Genomic DNA, 21,280 nt, shown 5'->3' on the forward strand with positions numbered 1-21,280 from the left:
TGGCTCTTCTTATGTAGCGCTCGCTTATTACTCCGATTCCGCTGATCTGCCCCAGCCATCCATCCGTTTTAACCAGGAAAATCGATCGATCAACTGCGTAAAAGAAACGAACTCTGCGATTACATGCAAACTGATAAAAAACAAGAGGATCACCACTTGCACCTGTGTGGCTGTGTGCGTGACAAAGGCGTAACCAACCACGAAGCCCAAGGAATTCGCACCAGTATCACCAAGCATAATCCTGCCGCTCGCATCATGACGAAACAGTAATATAGATGCAGTAAGGACAGGTAATAGCCACACCCAGTCCACTGCCGACGAATCATTTGCAGGAAAGTAATAAGCAGCTAGAGCCACTAGACCTAAAAGCAGCCAAAAAACTTTTAGAGCACGCGCTGGCCTCACGTCAAACAGATTCAGGACGTTAGGTGTGATTGCTAGTAAACATACTACCAAAAACCATGCCCAAGCTGTATGTGTGATTGCCAAAGAAATGAGCAGGGCAGTACTCCCTCCTCCCCACGCCTTCCACAAGCCGCTCGTCACTTTGCGCTCCCGCCAAAGTGCTCCTAGATGTCCCCTGAAGCCTTTTGCAGACTCGTCTGTCGCTCGGTCATCCTGCCATCCCCATACAGCCAGGGTGATCATGCCAGCCATCAGCAGCAATCCATGATTCAGGCTCGACGGGGAGACACCGCTTACCTGCATGCACAGCAGCAAGGCTCCTATAGTGAGTGTGGAGGAAGCCACGACCATGATGCCACCCGCTGTCAGAACTTCTGCTCCTCTGTAATTCACTCTTTGCATACCCATGTCTTTAAGCTTTTTGGTCAAGTGTTTTAAAAGAGCCAGATGCAGCAAAAAAGGAAGCCCGATACTTACCGCAATAGCTATCATCCATTTTGTCTCCATCCTTGTCCCTCCCACCATTTGTGACAAAGTGTCCGTCCGATGGCCACAAACTCTTTTCCTCGATGAAAATAGCCTGACCAATCATTTCCTGTCTCGCGATGGGAAAACCGGACAGGTACCTCCAGCACACGATAGCCTGCCCGAATGGCATCTACAGTCAGGCCCACTTCTACCCCAAATCCGTTATCCAGTCTGCCTAATCGCTGAAGCACTTCACGCCGAAAAGCACGTTGGCCGGACAACGGTGCTCGTGGTTCAAAGCCTGTAAGTATGCGTATCCCATGACGAGCCAAGCCCTTTGCCAAGCCCATGCCTGCTTTTTGTCGTGGAGGAGGCAGAACAGCAACTGACATGTCACACGCACCCGCAATCACCGGGGACAATAAATGTGCTGCCTCAGCTGCACTCTCGCGAAGATCACTGTCTAAGAGCATCACGACATCCCCACTCGCATGTTGCCAGCCCGCTTGCAGCGCCGCACCCTTTCCCCTGTTTTGCGGTGTGGAAATGACTAGATCCGCCCACTGTCTGGCGAGCTGTGCGGTATCATCTACGCTCCCATCATCCACAACGATCAGCTCCTGACAAAGGATGCGTTCTCGAATCGCCCGCAGCGTCGAGCCGATGGAAGCCTCTTCGTTGTAAGCAGGAATGACGACGCTAACCTTTTTCACGCACACCCCTCGTTTCTGCGAGCAATTTTTGGACGTTTTCTAAAAGTGCCCACTGCTTGGCTACCGAGTCTGGCTCTTGCTTGACGAGTAATACGCGATTGTTATTCCCCCGCCCAATAAGCCATTCTGGATGCTTGTCCGCATAGATGAGCAGCAGACCATCTGGTGGAAAGCTTTCCTCCTGCAGAGCTGCAACCTCAACTCCTACCGACTGCAGTAATCGCGTTATTCGTTCCAAGGATCCTTCCTTCTCCTGCCATATAAAGACCTTGCTTCCTTTCAACTCATGGGCATAGCGAAGTGCCATAAGATGGACAACCTCTTCCTTGTTTCGCTCTACCTCTACATGCAGTCGATTCATTTGCTGCTTTAATTCTTGATTACTTTTCAATGCGCGGTCATATTTGGCCGACATATTCGCCAGAACTTCTTTTTCACCCCAGGAAAACCAGTTATGCCCTGCTGTTCCTCCGAGCAAAATTCCCACTCCAAGCGCAATGAAGACAGCAGCTAACGAGATCAAATGATAACGAAAATGAATCATAGCGACAGCGTCCTCCTTAAAATGCCCAGGTCCGCCACTGTGTCCAAAGCATTTGCGCTGCGTGACGTGCAACCGGATTGATCAAAATCGCTGATGTAACAGGAAGAAGCATGGCTCCGATGCATAGCCCCCACATTCGCCAGGACGAGCTCGGCTGATACAGCTGACTAACACCTTTGGCGTCAACCAGCTTCGTGCCGATTTTGGTTCGAACCAAAAGTGTGCTTGCCATGCCTTTTCTGCCTTTTTCCAGAAAATCGATCATATTGGTATGTGCCCCAATCGTAACGATGAGCTGCGCCTGTTGTTCAAATGCCAAAAGCATCGCAACGTCTTCACTTGTTCCGGGCGCAGGCAAGAGATGACAATGAATCCCCAGCTGGTCTACCCGTTTTTTCCCTGGAGCACTCCCATCAACGAACGCATGCACAACAACCTCTGCCCCGCATAGCAAGGCTTTGTCAGAAACACTATCCATATCCCCAATAATCAAATCGGGTGCGTATCCATATTGCAGCAGCGCATCAGCGCCGCCGTCCACACCGATGAGTACTGGTCTACATTCGCGAATATAGGAGGCAAGTGTATGCAAATCTTCTTTGTAGTGCTTGCCTCGGGCTACGACAACGACGTGACGGTTTGCCATTCTTGTCCGTAAGGGAAGGGGGCGCAGTGGCTTCAAGAAAAGCTCCTTTTCCTGACTGGCATACGAAAGCGTGTTGTCAATAAACAAGGAGAGGGTATCATCCAGTTTATCCTGTGCTTCCAGCCGTTTGGTAGCAATCAGGGAGGCGGATACCTTTTGTAAGTCACACTTGAATTGCCACCCATTTTCGGTGTGCACGAAAAGCTTGCTCTCGTGAATTGTCGTATACTGACCATCCAGAAGCTCGATCAAATTTTGTTCTTTTGAAGACGGATGTATTTCAAATAGGGACACCCCCGCATCAAGCAGGAGTCGAGCCCCTTCGGCCGGATAGTGTCCCGTCATAAACGAAGATAGATTAATTACGATCCTTACTCCCGAGTCCAATAAAGACAATGCTGCCATCTCATCCACATCGGGATGGTCAATCAGTGCAATTTGCTGGGAGTGGAGACGTTTGCACAACTGCTTGGTCATGCGGTCTGCTGCAATGACTGCCGTGCAAGTTGTAGCAGCAGGAAGCTTTCTCTTACTCACCTGTTCCACCTCCATCCCTAGTATGCTAATAATTTCCTTGATCATGCGCCAGAAAATGAAAAAGAGGCTGTGCAATCATGCACAACCTCTCTTCGCTACACTCTTTCGTTCATAACTACGCGCCCTTGGTTATGTAATAGATGATCAAACCATCAGCGAACAGGAATACTGCCAGGGATACAAGACCGAACCCGATAGCAAACTTGTTCTTTGCTTTGACCGAGTTAACACAGCCCCAAGCAATAAAGAATGTGAAGACAAACATCAGGAAATCAAACAAAATGATCTTCATAAACTACGACACTCCTTTACCAAGATGACGCATACCGGAATACAATGGCAATTCCATTATATAGCTTTGGCTATTACGAAACAAGCATATCCAAATTTGTGACAAACGATTTCACAATTGTGCGGATGACTACTTCCCTGCATTATTCCCAGCCGCATCAATGTTCATGCTGGTCGCCTGTTCGTAAACAAATCCAAATTGATACAATTGCGCCTCATCTCGATGCTTTCCAATCAACTGAAAACCGATTGGAAGCCCTCCATGTGAGAATCCGCATGGAATCGACAAGCCTGGATTTCCAGTAAAGTTGGTAGGGGATGTCAGTCGAAGCAGAGCTTGTCGCACGCCTTCTGCATGATTTCCGATCAGTACTTCACGCTGGTTAATATTTGTCGGGATAATTGGGAGGGTAGGTGTGAGCAACACATCGACATCCTGAAAGCTCTCATTGAATTGATCAATCAGGTGCTTCCTGCGCTGCTGCACCTGCACGTACTCGTAACCACGCACCTCTTTGCTCATGACCAATCGCTCACGCACTTCAGGGTCCAGATCATCTGCGTGATCCCTCATCGTTTTTTCATGCACGGCATATGCTTCTGCTTGAATCGTAATTCGTTGACCTTCTGCAATTTCATCAATGCCTTTTACAGCAACCTCCCGTATCTCGGCACCGAGGCTACGGTACACATCAATCACCCGATCAACCGCTTTTCTGACTTCTTCCTCAATATTCTGAAAGAAAAAGCTAGGCAATCCGATGACTCTCCCCCGCACACTCTCACCGATAAGTCGGGAGTAGTCTTCACTTGCCTTCGCAAAGGAATACGGATCTTTTTCATCGTGTCCTACGAGAAGATTTAATAGCGCTGCATTATCCTTGACCGTTTTCGTCATCGGTCCGACATGATCAAGTGTATAGGCGAGATCAAACACGCCGTATTTACTCACAAGGCCAAACGTCGGCTTCATCCCTACAATACCGCATGCAGAGGCAGGAATGCGAATGGAGCCGCCAGTGTCCGTCCCTAATGCAGCGTAGGCCAGATTGGCAGCCATTGCAGCACCAGAACCGCCACTTGACCCTCCTGTAATCTTTTCCAAGTCATAAGGATTACGGGAAGGTCCAAAATACGATCTGTCCCCAATCGGACCGTATGCAAATTCATGCGTGTTTGTTTTGCCAATCAGGATGGCGCCTGCCTCTAAACATTTCTGCACTACGGTTGCATCGAGATCGGGTACAAAATTTTGATACACCTTTGACCCCATGGTGGTACGAATATTTTTTGTAAAAATCAGATCTTTGAGCGCAATTGGAACTCCATGTAATGGCCCCCGCTTCTGGCCAGCCATGATTTCCTTTTCTGCTTGTCTGGCAGCGGTAAGCGCCTCATCCTCGCAAACGGTAATAAACGCATTGCAGGCAGGATTTTCCTCTTGGATCTTGTTCAAGGTTTGCTGAACAATCTCTACAGGAGACACCTTTTTTTCATCGTATGATTGAGATAGGGTGAGCAAATCCACAGGCTTTAACCTCCACTTTTTATTGATCTGGAAGCAGCAGATGATACAACCCCAGAATACAACTGCACCCTTAAACAAGCAATACAAATGCTTCCTATTTCTTTTCAAGCGGTTTTTCCCCGTACCAAATGCTCCAGCAGTCCTGTTCTACGATTGGTTCGTGGCCCTGCAGTTTGTCTTTGATGTGGGAAATAAGCTCTTGCAGTTCATCATCCTGCAGCTCATGAAGAATCGAGCGACCTTTTCGTGCCAACAGATCTGCCTCTAGTAATAGCCAATCCTTGTATTCGCGTCTGACCTCCCAAAGCTTGATCGTCTCTTTGGAGATAAGTCCTGCTCGCTTCATGGACGCATGCACGAGGTCATCTGCTGGTCGTCTGCTCTGCTCACTGTCGATCAACCGCGGAAATTTTTCAAAAAAGTAACCCCGCAGATGTGTAGGCGATGCAGGCATAAGGACATCATCAACTGTACGATCCTGGATTAGACATATGCCCCCTGGGACAAGTACTCTCTGGGCCTCTGCAAAAAAAGCATCCAGGTCCTGCAAATGATGGATGAGAGCCCGGGCAAAAACGATATCGGCGCTAGCTTGTTCAAGACCAGTTGCAAGTGCATCCCCCTGAACAAACGTAATCGCTGGGTCTTCCTTGCATTGTTCACATGCCGCTTCGAGCATGACCTGTGAAAAATCGACTCCGATCACTTTGGAAGCCCCCAGACTAGACCATGCCTGTGAATACACTCCCCCTCCAGAGCCTATATCCACTACCCGTTTCCCAGACGGATTAACTAGAGTCTTTATCAATTGATACCACGATTCGTCCACGGTGCGTCCTGTATAGCTTTGCTGATTTTTAGGAGCGTGAAAGTCGATTCCCATAGCTACTTCGCCTCCATAAACTCAAGTCTGTTTCCGAATGGGTCTTCTGCAAAAAAGCGAATCAAATGAGGTATTTCGTCATCAATGCGGATCGGTACGTCATTTTGCTGCAGGTGCTCCATAAGGGACTCGATGTTTTGGACGACAAAAGCGGGATGTGCTTTTTTGGCTGGTGCAAATGCCGTCTCAATTCCAATATGGATAAACTGGGCGCCACACTGAAACCAGACACCACCGCGAACAAGCAGCTTTTCTGGTTTAGGAACCTCTGTCATTCCGAGCAGGTCACCAAAAAACCGCCGTGCTGCATCCTCCGCTCCTGGGGGAGCTGCGAGTTGTACATGATCCAAACCAACCCATTCATGCTTTTTATTTGCCATCTGCTTGACCTCCATTTTTGTAGCACAGTACCATCCACTCGTCGATTTGATGAGTGAGGACTCTGCCTTGTTCGATTTTCAATTCAAGAAAAGCTTGCTGGGCTTCTGTTGCCTCTAACAAATAGCGCTCGATCGCCTCTTCTTGTGCCAGTGATTCTGACAGCCGTTTCACCCATGGCTCGAATTCAAATTTCTTTTTGCGCTGACGCTGCTTGCTTTCTGTCAATCCGTTTGCCTCATGCAGCGCCCTCCATTCATTTACGGATAAACAACGTACGTGGCTTGGGTCGCGCATCTTCTCCACATGGTTGACGAAAGCAGCTAATTCAATATCCTCAGGTGCCACATTATCAATAAAGAGGAAAGCTCCCCCTGGACGTAAAACACGACTTACCTCTCGCACAAAAGCCGTCGGATCAGGGAAATGGTGTGCAGCAATTCGGCACGTAATCACATCTACCGATTCATCCAAAAAAGGCAACGCTTCAGCATCAGCTTGTACGTATATAATATTTTCTGCATTTGCCTGACGGTTAGCACGTGACGCCGCCTCCAGCATCTCACGGGTTAAATCAGCAGCAATCACTAAGTCCACATGTGGAGCCAGAGTCCTCGCGACATGCCCCCCACCAGTAGCGATATCCAGAACAGTCCAGTCTTTTTTAGGCTTTAGCCATTCCACGAGTAATTCTAAGTCACTTCCTTTGGCGTGGTTTTGGCTATGAACATAGTTTTCGGCATTCTTCCCAAATTGCTGTTGAACCGTTTGCTTGATTTCATCCTTCTTTTGCAAGAGGACCACCTCCTGCCATTATTTTATTCCACACATTCCCTTCTTTGTTATAGAATACAGTTAACTAGATATCAACTTTTTCGATAGGTGGTTGTTTGGCATGGATCAAGAAAGTCTTGAGGTATTTTTAACGATCGCACGGCATGGCTCCATTAATCGCGCAGCACAAGCATTGTTTCTCGCGCAATCTACGTTAACCCATCGCCTCAAGCAACTGGAGAGACGAGTGGGTACCCCTTTATTTGTACGTACCGCTTCTGGTGTCAGTCTTACAGGCGAAGGCAGGCGTCTTCTGCCAATCGCTGCTACTATCGTTGAGCAGATGCGGTCATTTACTCAACAAAAAGAACAGCCGCAGTCTATGAATATCGTAGCTGGCAAAGCTTTTGTCGCCTACGAGCTGCCAAGATTGATCGGGGAATATCGTCAAGCCAATCCCGGTTTTACCTGTTACGTGCGCTCAACACTGTACGAGGAATCCCTTAGTGCACTCCTGACGGGTACCGCGGACATCGCCTTTCTCGGGAGCGAGATGTACCATCCCCATATTCATCAAGAGTTTTTGCCAAGTGACCGTATCTTGCTGGTGATGGCACCCGAGCATCCATGGGCAAACGGCTTTCCCGGCTTTTCAAAATGGGGAACCGAGGAAATGATTTTGTTTGGCAATCATACAGCACCGTACCGTCAAAGAATTGACCGCTTTCTCGCTCAGCATGGTGTATTCCCGAATGCGATCATGGAGCTGGACAGCTTTAGTGCCGTAAAAAAAATGGTTGAGCGCCAACTTGGAATCACCATGCTGCCGGAGAGGACGATCCAGCACGAATTATCCGAAGGTAGACTTGTCGCACACGATATTGCTCACGGTCAACTGCAGCGCCCCACGTTAATTGCTTATTTACATCCAAAAAAAGAGGACGAAGCTTTTCAGCAATTCGTCCAATGGATGAAAGAATCTTATTAAAGTAAGGTAAGTACAGTTAGCTCCGGTCGGCAAAAAAGTCGAACCGGCAAAATAGTTGTTCCTATTCCTCTGTTTGTATAAACCTGCATAGAATGATTGCCTACACGATACATGCCCTGTACGTATTTACGAGCCAGCTTAGGTGTCAGCAGATGTCCAATTATGGGCAGCCTGACCTGACCCCCATGGCTGTGTCCTGACAATTGAAGCTGTACAGAATGATTGGCAGCCTCATCAGCAAAATCCGGCTCATGTGCGAGCAAGATCACTGTCTGTCCCTCTGGAATAGCAGTCATGGTTTGCCGCATGTTAGGCGCGCCATGGAGTACATCATCTACTCCAGCGACATAAAGCTTCTCATCATTTTTGGTAACAGATACATTCCGATTGTCCAATACTTCAAAACCGGAAGCCGCCCAAGCATTTCGCACTGCCATCTGCTCTCTTGCCCGGTAATCATGATTTCCCAGCACTGCGTATTTCCCAAGGGGAGCTTGTAGCTGGCTAAGAATGGGGACTGCCAGTGCCAGAACACGTGTATCTTCATCCACCAAGTCACCTGTAAAGCAGATCATATCTGGTTGTTCAGCCATAATCCGATCCACAATTCGTTGTAGATCTTGTGGCTCCAAAAAATGTCCCAGATGAACATCGCTGAAATGGACCAGCTTAGTTCCTGTGAAGCTCTTTGGCAAACCAGACAACGTGACCGATAGACGCTCTACTTGCAGCGTATTCCGCTCCCAGGCGTAGCCATACACACCTGCTCCTACCCCCAGACCGACCAGTCCCCCTACGCCTCGTATGACTTTGCGCAAAAAGGACTTACGCGAGATCGGTTGAAAGTGTGGATTAGCCACGGGCTTCTAGATAATCATAGCCATTGACTACGACATCCAGCCTGCCGGTTGCTGGATCAATCAGCAAGCCGTGAACAGCGACACTCGGTGGGAGTAGCGGATGATTTTTAATGGTCTCGACACTGCTTTTTACACTGTCATCTACACAGTCAAATCCACGGAGCCATTTATTCAGATTAATACCCGCATGCTGCAGGGTAGACAAGGTCTCTGCATTGACCCCTTTTTCCGTCATTTTTGCCATGGTCTTCTTGCTATCAAGTGCACTCATCCCGCAGTCGTAGTGTCCAACAACGATTACTTCCTCTGCGTTCAATTCATAAATCGCGACCATGATGCTGCGCATAATACTACCAAACGGGTGGGATACGATTGCTCCTGCACTTTTCACGTGCTTAATATCTCCATTACGCATGTTCATGGCTTTCGGTAGCAGTTCTTCTAATCGTGTGTCCATACATGAGAGCACGACAAGCCGCTTGTCTGGAAATTTTGTCGTCTGATATTTTTCATACTCCTGATTCGCTACAAATTCACGATTGAATGCGAGAATTTCATCTAAATTACGCAATTCGCAACACCTGCCTCACTCAGAGTATTTTCTTTTCTATTTTACATCCTTATCTCAATCCTTCAAGCGAACGCAGCACTATTTCTTTCAATTCTATTGATTATATATGCCCCATTTACACATTTCCTCTAGGATTGGCATGAGTGTGTTCCCTCTCGGTGTCAGGGAATATTCTACTTTTGGTGGGATTTGCGGATACTCCTCTCGTTTAAGAACTCCACTTTGCTCTAATTCGCTCAATTGTGAACTCAGCATCTTGTGAGTAATCTCAGGGATTCGCTTTTTGAGATCTCCATACCGTAGAATTTCGCTGTTCGCCAGCTGGTACATGATTTTCATTTTCCATTTTCCACCGATAATCGAGAGCGTGTAGTCAAAAGGAGCGAGTTTTTTCTCCGTCTGATGTGTATCGAGCTGTTTTGAACTCATCCGGTGTTACTCTCCTTTCTGTAAGTATCTCACGAATTAGCTACGCCGGCGAGTTTAAAATCGATATCGATGCTTTGCGACCACTCGCTAGCTTGGCAGGTAATTTCGCTGAGATTACCCCTGTATTTTCATTGGGGTAACCGATTTTTCACAAATCGAATTATGCCCTGCCTTTTCTTATTTTCCAAAATTCTGCGAAGTACGTAACGATTAACAGAAGCAGACAAAGCCACCAAAAGCCTGGTTGTATACTATACAAAACGCAGGGTAGAGCGCCCGACCCGATTAGGGTTAAATTGCGGTACCGCGGATATTTCACAGAGAAAAGCGTAATCAAGAGTCCGATGATCAAGACGACAATGGGAAATTTCTCCACATCCTGCCCTCCTATTCTGGATTGCTGTTCTTTTGTATGTATACTTCCAAGCTTCTGAAGATAAGTAATATCAATTCACAAAAAAGCTTCCACAAAATAATGCCCACGATAAAAACAATCACAACCGTCAGGAAGCCCAGGAAGTAGTTTGTTTCCATTACTGACGTATACATTCCGTAACTTGACGGGACCCATCTCTCTGCTAGGAAGGTCAGTGCGGCGATTCTGCCGATGACAATCGCATAAAAAGCAATCGGGACCATTCCAATGAAAAATAGCAGCCGAATACTTTCCTTTGCTGTTTTTGCTCCAAACTCGAAAAAATTAGTGAACATGTACTCCACTCCTTCTTCTCTCTATTCTTTGACTGTGATGCCAACAATGAATTGCAATTCCTTTCGCTAATCGTAGCAAATACTCCCAACCTTTATTCATGCTATTTCTAGGAAGTGAGCGAGTATTTGTGGTATCTTTATCTTGATAGTGTCCAATTGGTCAATTGGAGGTGAAGCGATGGAATTTTCCTTAGATATGTCGCTATTGCTGCTGGCACTGGGGTTGTCAGGTTATTTAGTCGCTCACCTGTTTAGCGGACCTGCAGCGCCCTTTGTACTTCGAGTGCCTTTGCCGTACGAACTGGCTTGTCCAAACCACGATAATGGCGCTGTACGTTTGAGCCGCAGACCGAGAATTCTGTTTGTTCGGCGCAAAGCTCCACCAAAGGAATATAACTGTTCTCTGGATGGCGCAGAGCCACTCTCCTTCTTGTATTGCTCGTGAGAAGCACCTATACAAGGAGGAATATGAATGTACTCATTTGTTCAACCCGTTATTGATATAATGGCGACACTGCTTCAGGTTTTCTTCCAATTCGCACAGGATTGGGGAATCGCGATCGTGCTTTTTACTCTGTTCGTGAGAGGACTGCTTTTCCCACTAAGCCTGCGAACAGCTCGTCAAACTGTACTGCAGGGAGTCATACGCCCTGAGCTGAAGCTGCTACAGGAGCAATATAAATCAGACCAAACCAAGCTAATGGAAGAAACCATGAGCCTTTATAAAAAAGCTGGGGTCAAGCCTTTTTCCATGTTTTCAACAGCGATTTTGCAAATGCCAATTTTCATGGCAATGTATGGCCTGTTCTTAACTCATGGAGCACAAATGTCGTCCTCCTTTATCCCATGGGTGGCGTCCTTTGCCCAGTTTGACCCGTGGCATCTCCTGCCCGCACTAGCTGCTGGACTTACTTTTGTAACGAGTATGATCCCGTTGACTGCGGAAATGGCCACCGACAGCTCGATATTCACTAGGATGCTAAACTCGCTTGTTATGGTCGTCGTTTTTCTGATGATTCTCTGGAAGGCCCCCGTTGCTCTGGGGCTTTACTGGACAAGTGGTTCTCTCTTTGGACTGCTCGAACGGGGATTTTACCGTTCTCGTCTGGGAAAAAGCGTGCTGATGCGAGGAAGCTCAGTTTTGGAAGCGCAGCAGGAATAAGATAGAAATGGTTGGATGAGACCCCTTGTTTATCAAGGGGTTTTCCTTTTGCCCCCAGAACCTCCAGCTATCCCGTGCTTTTCTCATAGCTCCAGTACAATATCAAATACCTTACGACTGATTGTATGATGCACATCACTGTTAAAATTAAGTAGCACAGCAACACCCAGCTTTTTACTTGGGATCATTGCTACCAGCGAACGGACTGCTAATTGACCTCCGCCATGTTCAATCACATCAAATCCCTTATACGTATCGACAAACCAAGCCAGTCCATAGCTTCGAACCTCGCTTCCCTTCCTCCATTCTTCCGTTACTCTTTGTACTGCTGTTTGCATGATTTGAAGCGATTCTGTATTCAATATTGCTGATTGGCTCATATGTGCAGCTGCATATCTTGCTAAATCATTGGAGGTTGAGTAAAGAAATCCGATAGGAGCAGATATCGGATTTTTCGGGTACGGCGTAAGCAACTTTTCATCATTTAAGTAATACTGAGCATGATTTCCGTCTGACTCGACCCTTTCATGATTGCAGGTCGTCCTAGACATTTTCAGAGGTCCCAATACATACTTTTCAAGATGAGACTCCCAAGACTGTCCACTGACCTTTTCAAACAAGTCACAAGCGATCACAAAGGCATCCGTGCAATAATCCCAGCTCGTACCTGGTGTGTAAGATAACGGAACCGTTGAAAACCATTTCGTTATGTCTTCACGGCTGCGGATCCCTGCTAGAACCTCTTCTGTCAAGCCATAATAATCGAGCGCTTCCTGAAATTCGGTCGGGTAATCGGAATAGATCTCCCTTACATTTGGCGCAATTAAATTGGCGATGCCCAAATCTGGTGGGAATCCAGCTGTATGACTTAACAACTGGCGCACCGTTATCCTGTCACTCATCTTTTTGTCCTTCGTGCGAAAATACGGTAAGTAATCTACAACAGGAGTCTCCAGATAAATAAGCCCCTGTTCTCTTGCCTGCATAATACTGGTTGCCATAAAGTTTTTTGATATGCTTTGAATACTCATTATCGTATCAGGCGTAATCTTTTTTGGTGTACTTCCTAATTGGGAATAACCAAATCCTTCTGCGTAAATGATTTCATTCTCATAGGTAATAGACACACTAATCCCGACAGTATGCTGCTTCTCACATAGTTCATTTATGAAATGAGTGAGTTCGTGTAATTTACTGTTTATGCTTTTCATCGGAAATGACCTCGAATTTCTATCGATATTTGTAATTTCGTTACTTGTTTCCCCTTCAAGTAATACGAAAAAACCCATATTTTGGACACTTCCGTTTTCAGCTAGTTGATTCCTTTCACTAACAAAAAAGCTGTCCCCATATCGGGAACAGCATTAAATCTTTTGACAAGGTCACCGCTTAGCCAGTAATCTCCGTACTGCTCCACAAATGCCTGATATAAAATATCTTCATAATCTGTTTCTTCTATATCCAATATCTCTGACAGTAGGTTTTTGTTCAAAATGGCACCTCCAATTTTGCCATATATTTCATTAAGTTTTCTTCCTACAATGTCGGTAACAGTTCCCGAGTATATGACAGACTTGGAATTATTGATGAAGATTTCATCCTCTTATTTTTCTTACCTCTACCAGAAGCTATAATGTGAGATGTATCTTCAATAATCTCTATCTTTATAAGATTTTCCGCTTCTAAAAGATCTCCTTGAATGGTGAATGAAGATATTTCTATCCCATTTTCAACAGCAGTCTGTTTAAGCTTTTCTAATTGAAAACTCAATTCATCATAAATTTTATCCTTGTTTGCCCCCTCTTCTCTTTCCTGAATCTCCAATATCTAATTCTAAAATATATCTCACCAAAATCATCTACATCCACATCTGGCTTCTCCTGTTGTCCACTTTCTTCACCATGGCTGATAATCACTGTCCCATGTTCTGGAAGCATCATGCGCATACTACCAATAGGTCATTGATCGTATTAGACATTCTAATCCACCCCTAAACAAGAACGTTCGTTCCCGTACAATGCGTCCAGAAACGAAATTATGCAAGAAAAAAAAGACCTTGCATGATGCAAAGTCTTCCAATCAAATGTGTATTTTATCAGATCAAATCTTAAAAAAATCAATCATAATAGATTTTTGTAATCTCTAGGGTGTCAAACGGGTCATTACTATCAACCACAAATTCTACCTTTTTGTATACTTTTTCACCAAGTCTGTTCGTTAACTCTAAATTATACAATAGGGTGATCTCGTCATACATTTCTCCTGTGGTGACTTCAACACTATTTAAAGTCATTCCTTCAAGTTTACCCCCGCCTTTGCGCTTATAGACTTCAATCATCGCTTCTGCAAATTCAGTAAAAGTTGGGTATTCATCTTTAAAGGACCGTTCCCAGATTTCTTGTGTTAAGTTGGCTTTTTTAGGCTTCTGTTTACTTCCTTTCACACTAATATATTCATAATCTAAAACATTAATAAAGTCACTAATATTTGAATCAATTCTAGTAAAAGGAACTGTACTAGCGCCTGTCTGACTTGCTTTTAGATAACCATTTACGACTTCCTTGGCCTTTGCCTCAATCGTGAAAAATTTTACGTACGCTAATACTGAACCTAGGACTAATAAGATTACTATTACACTCGCTAATATAATATTCTTAGAAGTGAATTTGTAATTTCTTATTGATCGTAGCTTATGCTTGGGTGTATCAGGATTATTTACATTTTCTAATTGGACCTGTTCATATTCTCTAGATATTTTGATTCCACATTTTGGGCAAAATTCAAAATCATCAGAGATAGAGTGATTACAATTCGTACAAATCAATTCCTATATCCTCCTCAATACAATATAGGAATATATTACCATACCAACTGAGCGTTTTTGAACATTTATCTAAACTGTAAATGTGACTTTATTCTCATTTTGATTTTCACTAAGAGTATCATGAAAAATATTTTTTTGGGATCATATGTATCTTTTATTATGTGCTTTTCCAGTACCCATCCACTGCTATTGCTACAGTCCTGAAATACTGATCTTTCAAATAAGATTCCTGTTCTTCTTTATCATGGGCCTTAAACCATTCCTCTTCCATGTCGCTATCTTTGAATATATTTGGCCTCCAAAAACACAAACCTAATTCTGGAAAATGATAACTGAATCCTAGCTCCCAATCATTCCGATCATATGGTGAAACAATATCAATCTTCTCAACAAGCTCTTCCGCTTTTGTTTCAAATATATCTATGTCCATTATAGAACATGTGAACTCTTGTTCACCTTTAATAGAGGACAATTCAATAAAAATAACCTTTCCCTCATTGTCATATTCAACTTTAAATGTACCCTTAAAAAATTCTGTACAACGATTTTCGTTAAAAAACATTGTATTGTATTCCTGTCTACATCTTTCTACTTCTTCTTTATTCATTCCTAACTTAATAAGACCAATCCCTTGTTTCGGCATTACAGTTATCATTTCCATGCTATTTCACCTGTCCCTAAATAATTCTAATATCACTTTAGTATACTTTATTTTCCTATATTTGGGACATGTGCTGCTTTGGATAAATTAACGATTATATTGGGTTTTTGATTTCTTGAAACATTTAATAGTCTGAAGGTATTCAATTATATAATCGCTTTAAACCTTCTACTATATATCTATGGTGTCTTCATTGTACCAAGTCACCGTTTTATTCTTTAAATCTGGAAGGCTTTTCTACGTAACTTTCAAGAACATAACCACAATTCGTACAAATTCGGTGGATTAGAACTGATCCAAGACCAAAGAACTTTTCAAACGGTGCTACTATAGCGTGTCCTGCCTGCCTACCTCTGCCTATTTCTGTACACCCACACTTTGGACATTTATCAATTAGATTTTCCATATACGTACCTCTCTAAAATCAAGTATTCATTTCCATCTATAGTCGATTTACTGTCAGTAACATAGGTTGAACAAACCAACTTACCTTTGAAATAAACAGTTCTATCTATGCTATTACAGATAACGCTGCAGGCTGATATTTCTTTAAGATCATCATTCCCCCATTAACGTAGATTTTTTCATATCTTCATTTCATTACTTCTTTCTTTTAAATACTGTAAGAACATCTCTAGTAGTTCCCTGAGACTGACTAGTATCAAAACAAGAAATTAGTTCCCATCCCTCATTGCCCATTTTATTTAACGTCAACTCAAATTCTTTAGTGTCTAACTTTCCTCCGAGGAACCCTCTCGTTTGAAACTTGATTGTTTTATACTCCATCTTTCCATAATAACCATCTTCTTTTTGACTTTTAAAAAAACCATCTTTTAACCGATTGGTCCAAAGTATTGAATGACCAGTAACCAGAAGATTGAGCCTTCAATGGCCCTCGAAGAATCTCCGATAACTAACAGGCTTGAGTAGAAGCCCGCCATGATGCTAAATCCGACTGCAAATAGTCTAAGAATCCTAATTACTCCATTTTCAGAATCAAAATCTTCTCATTAGATTATTCACATCTTGTATTTTCTCTAATATGTCTTCTTTCTTGTCTCGATTTAGCGTGTACACCTAAATCGCTGTGCCATTTATAACCCCATTAGTCATTATCTAAATTGGTAAAAAGTGCTGAGTCAACTAAACTTCTAGTTAAAACTAGTTCTCCATTATTTCAAATCAAATAAAAGTTGTTCTCTTTTGGACTAAATTCCGAATACTTATTGTCTGGAATACGTTGAATCTATTCTTTGCTTGCTTAAAAAAATATCATCCGCCAATAACACTAAAATACTATCACGAGGCAATTTGAACCATTTTAAAGAAATCGATCAGGGAACAAAGAATAATCTTACATACCTTATACCCACTCCTTGAAAAATATTGATTTCATTCAGCTGTGATTATGAATTACACTCAGTACCAGATAGGCCGAGTGCAAAATTACTCCAACAACCCCTTGCCATCTTCCCTTATGTATATCTTTTCTGTATCGAATCAAACCTATAATACTCACAATTAATCCAATCAAAAATATAAAACCGATATCATAAATAAAGAATGAAACAATTGCTGAATAAAAACCAGTTAGGCAGAAACTGTTAAATTTCCTTTTCCTTTCAACTGTTACTTCTTGCACTGACACCACTCACTTCTGGATGAAATTAGACTTTGATTTACCTTCTTGAGCCAAACACAGGTAAGTTATATACGATATTTACCCATTCCCCTTAAATGTTAATATGTAACAAAAACAAGCAGTATGGCGGCTTATAATTAGAACACATGGAGGTGAGACGATGAAGCTTACACTTATTTCACTAATACTAATGTTTTTGTTAAATGGCAACCAATCATATAGCCACTCGCAACTAGACGAAGTTGCAACAAACTCCAAGCAGAAAAATACAAAAGACTGCTTCGTAGTTGATGAGTATGGAGATGAACTTAGACTAAATGACATCCGATATCTCCAAAATCCTAAAGCAGATAATAAAGGATTAGAAAAAGGAAAGAAAATTGGAGAGGTCATGTTTAAGGTCAACGGTAATGTTTGTCTTGGGTACAATATTAAGAATGGTGATGCAACTTGGGTTGAAATTGGCACTCCGATATATCAAGTACAAGGATACGCTGAAACATATCGTCTATTTGCTGATGGAAAAATTTACGAGGCAATTGACAGTCCAAACACAAAAAAGTTAGGTGATATTTTTGACGTAGCTGGAAAAGTGAAAAAGGTCACCTTGGAGTATTACAAGGATAATGACAATACAAGTAATTATGACATATATTCCGCAGATTTTTCTGAGCAGGACAGTAAGCTATTCGCTGAAAATTTTTTAACGTTAGAATATGTAAAAAAGAACGAGATTGCTGAAAGAAACGAATATGTGATACGGTTTCTTCTTCAAGACAACACAAGCTTCCACGTTCTTTATTGGCCTGAGCAAAACGTATTCTTTCGCAGCAATGGGAATGAAGCGAGTCTGTAAAATATTCTGTGTAAACTCTCAACCTCTAAACTACAATTAGTCTTAGAAAGGTTGGGAGATTTTTATGATGTCAAAAGAGCAGATCAAGCAGTGGATCAAGGAGAAAAACATGAAGTCTGTGGACGACGTTCAGTCAGCCTTGAAGGATTTGTTTGCTGAAACGATCCAAGAAATGCTCGAAGCTGAGATGGAGTCCTCACTTGGATATGCCAAGCATGAGATGAAAAACAAGCGAACAACCAATAGCCGAAATGGTTATAGCAAAAAAACGGTTCGCTCCGAGTATGGCGAAGTCGATATTCAAATTCCTCGTGATCGTGAGGGAGAATTTGAGCCTGCCATCGTAAAGAAGCACCAGTCCAATGTAACAGGGATCGAAGATCAAATCCTCGCGCTGTATGCAAAAGGCGTATCCACACGTGATATTCAAGATCATCTACAACAGCTCTACGGCATCGAAGTCTCACCAACACTCATTTCTAATGTCACGAATAAAATCGTTCCACTGATTAAAGAGTGGCAAAATCGCCCCTTGCAATCGGTATATGCCGTTGTTTTCTTAGACGCTATTCACTTTAAAGTAAAACAGGACGGGGCTATCGTCAACAAGGCTGCCTATATGGTCATTGGCATTGACCTTGACGGTCATAAAGATGTCCTTGGTATATGGATTGGCGAGAATGAATCGGCTAAATTCTGGCTACATGTACTCAATGAACTGAAAAACCGTGGAGTCCAGGATATTCTCATTACGAGCGTCGATAACCTCCGAGGCTTTACGGAGGCCATTTCAGCATGTTATCCAAAGACAGAGATTCAAAAGTGTGTCATCCATCAAATACGTAACTCTATTAAATATGTTTCCTATAAGGATTTAAAGAGAGTGACAGCTGAATTAAAACCTATTTACAAGGCTCCAACGGAGCAAGCTGCACTGGAAGAACTCGATCAGTTTGAGCAAACTTGGGGGAGTAAATATCCCTTAATGGTACGCACCTGGCGTTCCAACTGGGAGGAGATTGCGACCTTCTTTAAATATCCTCCAGAGATTCGAAGGCTGATCTATACAACTAATGTTATTGAAAGTTACCATCGTCAGCTTCGAAAAGTAACGAAGGGAAAAGCTATATTTCCGACAGACGATGCCCTTCTAAAGATGTTATATCTCGTAACCATGGATGTCTTACGAAAATGGACGGGAAGGGTCCACAACTGGGGACAGATTCTCATGCAGCTATCTGTTTTCTTTGAGGATCGCGTACGGTCACACATCCGTTAACAAGTAAAAAAAGGCTTCATCCCCGAAGGGATTGTCTTTTTCTACACCCACGCGTCAAGGGTTCGCTTCGCCTTACGCACTTGACCCTGTTGGCTTCGAAAAAGATGTCCTCATTAGGGGATGAAACCTATTTATATCAAAGGTTGATTGAGTTTACACAAAATTCTTGACAGACCCAATGAAGCAATTAAAAACCTAGTTAAGAAGTATATGCCAAAGATGCAAAAGGTTCCCCATAACCTAACTCAATTTCCAATCCTGAAATTCCCCTGCTCTATAGAAAGTCCCATACGTATCTCTATTGGGGAATCCTTCAGGGTGAGCTGACTTAACTGGCATAGTCGCTCTACAGGAATTGCATCTTACATCAACAGAACCTTCAAAAACATAATGGGTTGCTTGATTGCTGCAAATAACACAGTGATACCTACATCTGTATCTTTTACGTCCATCACCGTCTATCTTGATGCCTGTCAAAACAAACTCTGGAACCTCTTCTGTTGCTCGATATACTTGCTTCAATTCTTCTGTATTGCTAAATCCTTCAATCATCTTGTTTTTAATATCATCGCTCTTATGTACAATCTCATGTGCCTCTGCATTAACTTCCAATGGCTCAACCTTCTCAAAGAACTGCAAGTAGGTCTTTCCTATTTTCTCAAACTCTTTCGTCTGATCCAATATGTCCTTTTCAATACCAAACAGGTTAAATACATTTTGAATGATGACCAATTTGCTCAAATTATCAGTTTCATTGATTTCTAATTCTGCTTCCTTACCTTTGCTATCTTTAATGTTCATCTTCACTGTCAATGACATATAATCACCTCTTTGGTGCTTATATGATAAAGATCTACTCTGGAATAGATACTGGCATTACCCACGATTCTCAATACGCTCAATCAGATGCTGCAACTTCTTAGACACAATTTGATCTACACTCTTCATCTTGTTGGCTAGGTCACTAACAAACGTTATGACCTCTTCAGTCCTTGCCATATGTGCTATGGCAAAATACATTGCAATTAGCAATTCTTTGTAATCCATAACGCTTCCGGAATAGATGATTGATGTACCATCTTTCTCGATTACTTTTCTAAGTTTATCAACCGATTCATGGGTGGTTACAATTTCAAAAGAATGTGGATAGGACTCTCCTTTGAACTCAGAGCAAATAGTAACCAACACTTCCTCAATTTCAAGTTCATGTAATATCCGTAAGAATGCCATTTGCTGGTTCAGTATCGCTATAGACTCATTATCCTGCAACAAATCATTCCAGATGATATGTAGATACATTGTGAGATCTCCTTTTGTTGAGATACAAATGCGCTCAGGTTCAGATATAGTTCACATTTCAAATAGTTTCCTCGTATTCAATCAGCAGATCTACTTTCTTACCATTCTCGACATTTTTACCAAATATTAAGTTTATCACCATAGATATTCCAGTCATATATGTCATCCTCAAGTTATGCAGTTATACCATGTTGCAATTTCGGATTATCCAAAGTCCTATCCACCGGATTTGATTTCCTCAATCTTCGGCATGGCTTGGAAACCGTCAGTAGGCATTTATCGGACTACTCTAACTTTCATGTAAACGTAGACACACCATGTAAAAGAATCACTAAGTAACCAAATATGATTTCCCTACAACCAATACAAAAGGACACTAGCCGGTGTGTGCTAATGCCCAAAAGTAATACAAACATTGACACCAAAAGAAATTAAAAAGGTATTGGATACTTTCGAAAGTTCTACGCTGCATGGTTATCGGAATGCAACGATCACACGGCTGTTATTTGACACTGGAATGAGGGTAGGAGAATCGCTCAGGTTTAATGGATTCAATGCTTTTGATAGTATTCTTGTTTATCTCCTTTTCAACCTTGTGAAGATAATTGAAAAACACTTTTATATTGCGAACATAGTTAGCGATTGTGGTTGAAGAAACGGGTTTCTGATAATCGGTACGGTTATCAGGATGGTTGATTTTTTCTTAGCAAGGTTTTTTGAGGAGCAGTAAAGGATGAAATAGTCGATTTGAAACTCTACATCAGTCATAGAAAAAATCCCCTCATTTCTCTATCCAATGAGGGAACCGATAAATTTGAAAATTGGTTGATT

27 protein-coding genes and 1 pseudogene are annotated in these 21,280 nt (G+C 42.9%); 5 read left to right on the plus strand and 23 right to left on the minus strand.

Features of this window, described 5'->3' with window-relative positions; genetic code table 11:
* Window positions 1–27 precede the first annotated feature (27 nt).
* The 9 genes from C3B52_RS06905 to C3B52_RS06945 form a co-directional block, all read right to left on the minus strand.
* Window positions 28–912, minus strand: a complete 885-nt coding sequence (locus C3B52_RS06905; protein ID WP_103105336.1) for a UDP-N-acetylmuramyl pentapeptide phosphotransferase — start codon at window positions 910–912, stop codon at window positions 28–30.
* The gene (locus C3B52_RS06910; protein WP_103105337.1) at window positions 894–1,586 is read right to left on the minus strand and encodes a glycosyltransferase family 2 protein; all 693 of its coding nucleotides are present in this window, start codon (window positions 1,584–1,586) and stop codon (window positions 894–896) included. Before C3B52_RS06910 ends, C3B52_RS06905 begins: the two co-directional genes overlap by 19 nt.
* Entirely contained in the window at window positions 1,573–2,130 is a 558-nt protein-coding gene (locus tag C3B52_RS06915; protein ID WP_103105338.1) for a copper transporter, read from the minus strand. Before C3B52_RS06915 ends, C3B52_RS06910 begins: the two co-directional genes overlap by 14 nt.
* A gap of 16 nt (window positions 2,131–2,146) precedes the next feature.
* A complete protein-coding gene (gene steA, locus C3B52_RS06920; protein ID WP_103105488.1) occupies window positions 2,147–3,313 on the minus strand; it encodes a putative cytokinetic ring protein SteA in 1,167 nt (388 codons plus the stop codon).
* 115 nt (window positions 3,314–3,428) lie between these two features.
* A complete protein-coding gene (locus tag C3B52_RS06925; RefSeq protein ID WP_103105339.1) occupies window positions 3,429–3,605 on the minus strand; it encodes a DUF2759 family protein in 177 nt (58 codons plus the stop codon).
* Between the two features lie 129 nt (window positions 3,606–3,734).
* Window positions 3,735–5,132 (minus strand): amidase, encoded by a 1,398-nt coding sequence (locus tag C3B52_RS06930; RefSeq protein WP_103105340.1) that lies wholly within the window; start codon window positions 5,130–5,132, stop codon window positions 3,735–3,737.
* A 94-nt stretch (window positions 5,133–5,226) separates the two neighbouring features.
* Window positions 5,227–6,015 (minus strand): class I SAM-dependent methyltransferase, encoded by a 789-nt coding sequence (locus tag C3B52_RS06935; protein WP_103105341.1) that lies wholly within the window; start codon window positions 6,013–6,015, stop codon window positions 5,227–5,229.
* Window positions 6,016–6,017: 2 nt separating this feature from the next.
* Window positions 6,018–6,395 carry a VOC family protein gene (locus C3B52_RS06940; RefSeq protein WP_103105342.1) on the minus strand — a complete coding sequence of 126 codons (378 nt, stop codon included), beginning with the start codon at window positions 6,393–6,395 and terminating at the stop codon, window positions 6,018–6,020.
* Window positions 6,385–7,188 (minus strand): class I SAM-dependent methyltransferase, encoded by an 804-nt coding sequence (locus tag C3B52_RS06945; protein WP_103105343.1) that lies wholly within the window; start codon window positions 7,186–7,188, stop codon window positions 6,385–6,387. The genes C3B52_RS06940 and C3B52_RS06945 overlap by 11 nt, the downstream gene beginning before the upstream one ends.
* Window positions 7,189–7,288: 100 nt before the next feature.
* On the opposite strand from C3B52_RS06945, the gene C3B52_RS06950 reads away from it, so the two are divergent.
* Window positions 7,289–8,155, plus strand: a complete 867-nt coding sequence (locus C3B52_RS06950) for a LysR family transcriptional regulator (RefSeq protein ID WP_103105344.1) — start codon at window positions 7,289–7,291, stop codon at window positions 8,153–8,155.
* On the opposite strand, the gene C3B52_RS06955 is transcribed toward C3B52_RS06950, so the two are convergent.
* The 5 genes from C3B52_RS06955 to C3B52_RS06975 form a co-directional block, all read right to left on the minus strand.
* Window positions 8,152–9,015: a metallophosphoesterase gene (locus C3B52_RS06955; protein ID WP_103105345.1), complete on the minus strand. Its 864-nt coding sequence runs from the start codon at window positions 9,013–9,015 to the stop codon at window positions 8,152–8,154. The genes C3B52_RS06950 and C3B52_RS06955 overlap by 4 nt on opposite strands.
* Window positions 9,008–9,586, minus strand: coding sequence for a beta-class carbonic anhydrase (locus tag C3B52_RS06960; protein ID WP_103105346.1), 579 nt, complete (start codon window positions 9,584–9,586; stop codon window positions 9,008–9,010). Before C3B52_RS06960 ends, C3B52_RS06955 begins: the two co-directional genes overlap by 8 nt.
* Window positions 9,587–9,679: 93 nt before the next feature.
* Window positions 9,680–10,015, minus strand: coding sequence for a winged helix-turn-helix transcriptional regulator (locus C3B52_RS06965; RefSeq protein ID WP_103105347.1), 336 nt, complete (start codon window positions 10,013–10,015; stop codon window positions 9,680–9,682).
* A gap of 160 nt (window positions 10,016–10,175) precedes the next feature.
* Window positions 10,176–10,391 (minus strand): hypothetical protein, encoded by a 216-nt coding sequence (locus tag C3B52_RS06970; protein WP_103105348.1) that lies wholly within the window; start codon window positions 10,389–10,391, stop codon window positions 10,176–10,178.
* 11 nt (window positions 10,392–10,402) lie between these two features.
* Entirely contained in the window at window positions 10,403–10,726 is a 324-nt protein-coding gene (locus C3B52_RS06975) for a hypothetical protein (RefSeq protein WP_103105349.1), read from the minus strand.
* Window positions 10,727–10,904: 178 nt separating this feature from the next.
* Between C3B52_RS06975 and C3B52_RS06980 the strand changes: the two genes are divergently transcribed.
* On the plus strand, window positions 10,905–11,171 hold the full coding sequence (locus C3B52_RS06980; RefSeq protein ID WP_103105350.1) for a hypothetical protein: 267 nt from the start codon (window positions 10,905–10,907) through the stop codon (window positions 11,169–11,171).
* A gap of 27 nt (window positions 11,172–11,198) precedes the next feature.
* Entirely contained in the window at window positions 11,199–11,888 is a 690-nt protein-coding gene (locus tag C3B52_RS06985; protein ID WP_103105351.1) for a YidC/Oxa1 family membrane protein insertase, read from the plus strand.
* 83 nt (window positions 11,889–11,971) lie between these two features.
* Here C3B52_RS06985 and C3B52_RS06990 read toward each other — a convergent pair whose 3' ends face one another.
* From C3B52_RS06990 to C3B52_RS07020, 6 genes are all read right to left on the minus strand, one after another.
* The gene (locus tag C3B52_RS06990; protein ID WP_103105352.1) at window positions 11,972–13,177 is read right to left on the minus strand and encodes a serine hydrolase domain-containing protein; all 1,206 of its coding nucleotides are present in this window, start codon (window positions 13,175–13,177) and stop codon (window positions 11,972–11,974) included.
* Between the two features lie 23 nt (window positions 13,178–13,200).
* Entirely contained in the window at window positions 13,201–13,380 is a 180-nt protein-coding gene (locus C3B52_RS06995; RefSeq protein ID WP_103105353.1) for a hypothetical protein, read from the minus strand.
* A gap of 44 nt (window positions 13,381–13,424) precedes the next feature.
* The gene (locus tag C3B52_RS07000) at window positions 13,425–13,712 is read right to left on the minus strand and encodes a hypothetical protein (protein WP_164684715.1); all 288 of its coding nucleotides are present in this window, start codon (window positions 13,710–13,712) and stop codon (window positions 13,425–13,427) included.
* Between the two features lie 292 nt (window positions 13,713–14,004).
* Window positions 14,005–14,712 (minus strand): zinc-ribbon domain-containing protein, encoded by a 708-nt coding sequence (locus C3B52_RS07005; RefSeq protein ID WP_103105355.1) that lies wholly within the window; start codon window positions 14,710–14,712, stop codon window positions 14,005–14,007.
* Window positions 14,713–14,869: 157 nt separating this feature from the next.
* The gene (locus tag C3B52_RS07010) at window positions 14,870–15,373 is read right to left on the minus strand and encodes a hypothetical protein (protein ID WP_103105356.1); all 504 of its coding nucleotides are present in this window, start codon (window positions 15,371–15,373) and stop codon (window positions 14,870–14,872) included.
* Window positions 15,374–15,973: 600 nt separating this feature from the next.
* Window positions 15,974–16,159 carry a DUF4177 domain-containing protein gene (locus C3B52_RS07020; protein ID WP_103105358.1) on the minus strand — a complete coding sequence of 62 codons (186 nt, stop codon included), beginning with the start codon at window positions 16,157–16,159 and terminating at the stop codon, window positions 15,974–15,976.
* 1,016 nt (window positions 16,160–17,175) lie between these two features.
* On the opposite strand from C3B52_RS07020, the gene C3B52_RS07025 reads away from it, so the two are divergent.
* Both C3B52_RS07025 and C3B52_RS07030 read left to right on the plus strand, forming a co-directional pair.
* The gene (locus tag C3B52_RS07025) at window positions 17,176–17,871 is read left to right on the plus strand and encodes a hypothetical protein (protein ID WP_103105359.1); all 696 of its coding nucleotides are present in this window, start codon (window positions 17,176–17,178) and stop codon (window positions 17,869–17,871) included.
* Between the two features lie 64 nt (window positions 17,872–17,935).
* Complete coding sequence (locus C3B52_RS07030) at window positions 17,936–19,150, plus strand: IS256 family transposase (protein ID WP_103105360.1); 1,215 nt, start codon at window positions 17,936–17,938, stop codon at window positions 19,148–19,150.
* A gap of 240 nt (window positions 19,151–19,390) precedes the next feature.
* Here C3B52_RS07030 and C3B52_RS07035 read toward each other — a convergent pair whose 3' ends face one another.
* From C3B52_RS07035 to C3B52_RS38155, 3 genes and pseudogenes are all read right to left on the minus strand, one after another.
* On the minus strand, window positions 19,391–19,951 hold the full coding sequence (locus tag C3B52_RS07035; RefSeq protein ID WP_235615618.1) for a hypothetical protein: 561 nt from the start codon (window positions 19,949–19,951) through the stop codon (window positions 19,391–19,393).
* A 75-nt stretch (window positions 19,952–20,026) separates the two neighbouring features.
* A complete protein-coding gene (locus tag C3B52_RS07040) occupies window positions 20,027–20,449 on the minus strand; it encodes a hypothetical protein (RefSeq protein ID WP_103105362.1) in 423 nt (140 codons plus the stop codon).
* Window positions 20,450–20,981: 532 nt separating this feature from the next.
* A pseudogene (locus C3B52_RS38155) lies at window positions 20,982–21,152 on the minus strand (tyrosine-type recombinase/integrase); the annotation flags it as partial.
* Window positions 21,153–21,280 lie beyond the last annotated feature (128 nt).

Origin of the sequence: Brevibacillus reuszeri (genome assembly GCF_002897295.1) — a bacterium.
Classification (GTDB): Bacteria; Bacillota; Bacilli; order Brevibacillales; family Brevibacillaceae; genus Brevibacillus; species Brevibacillus reuszeri_A.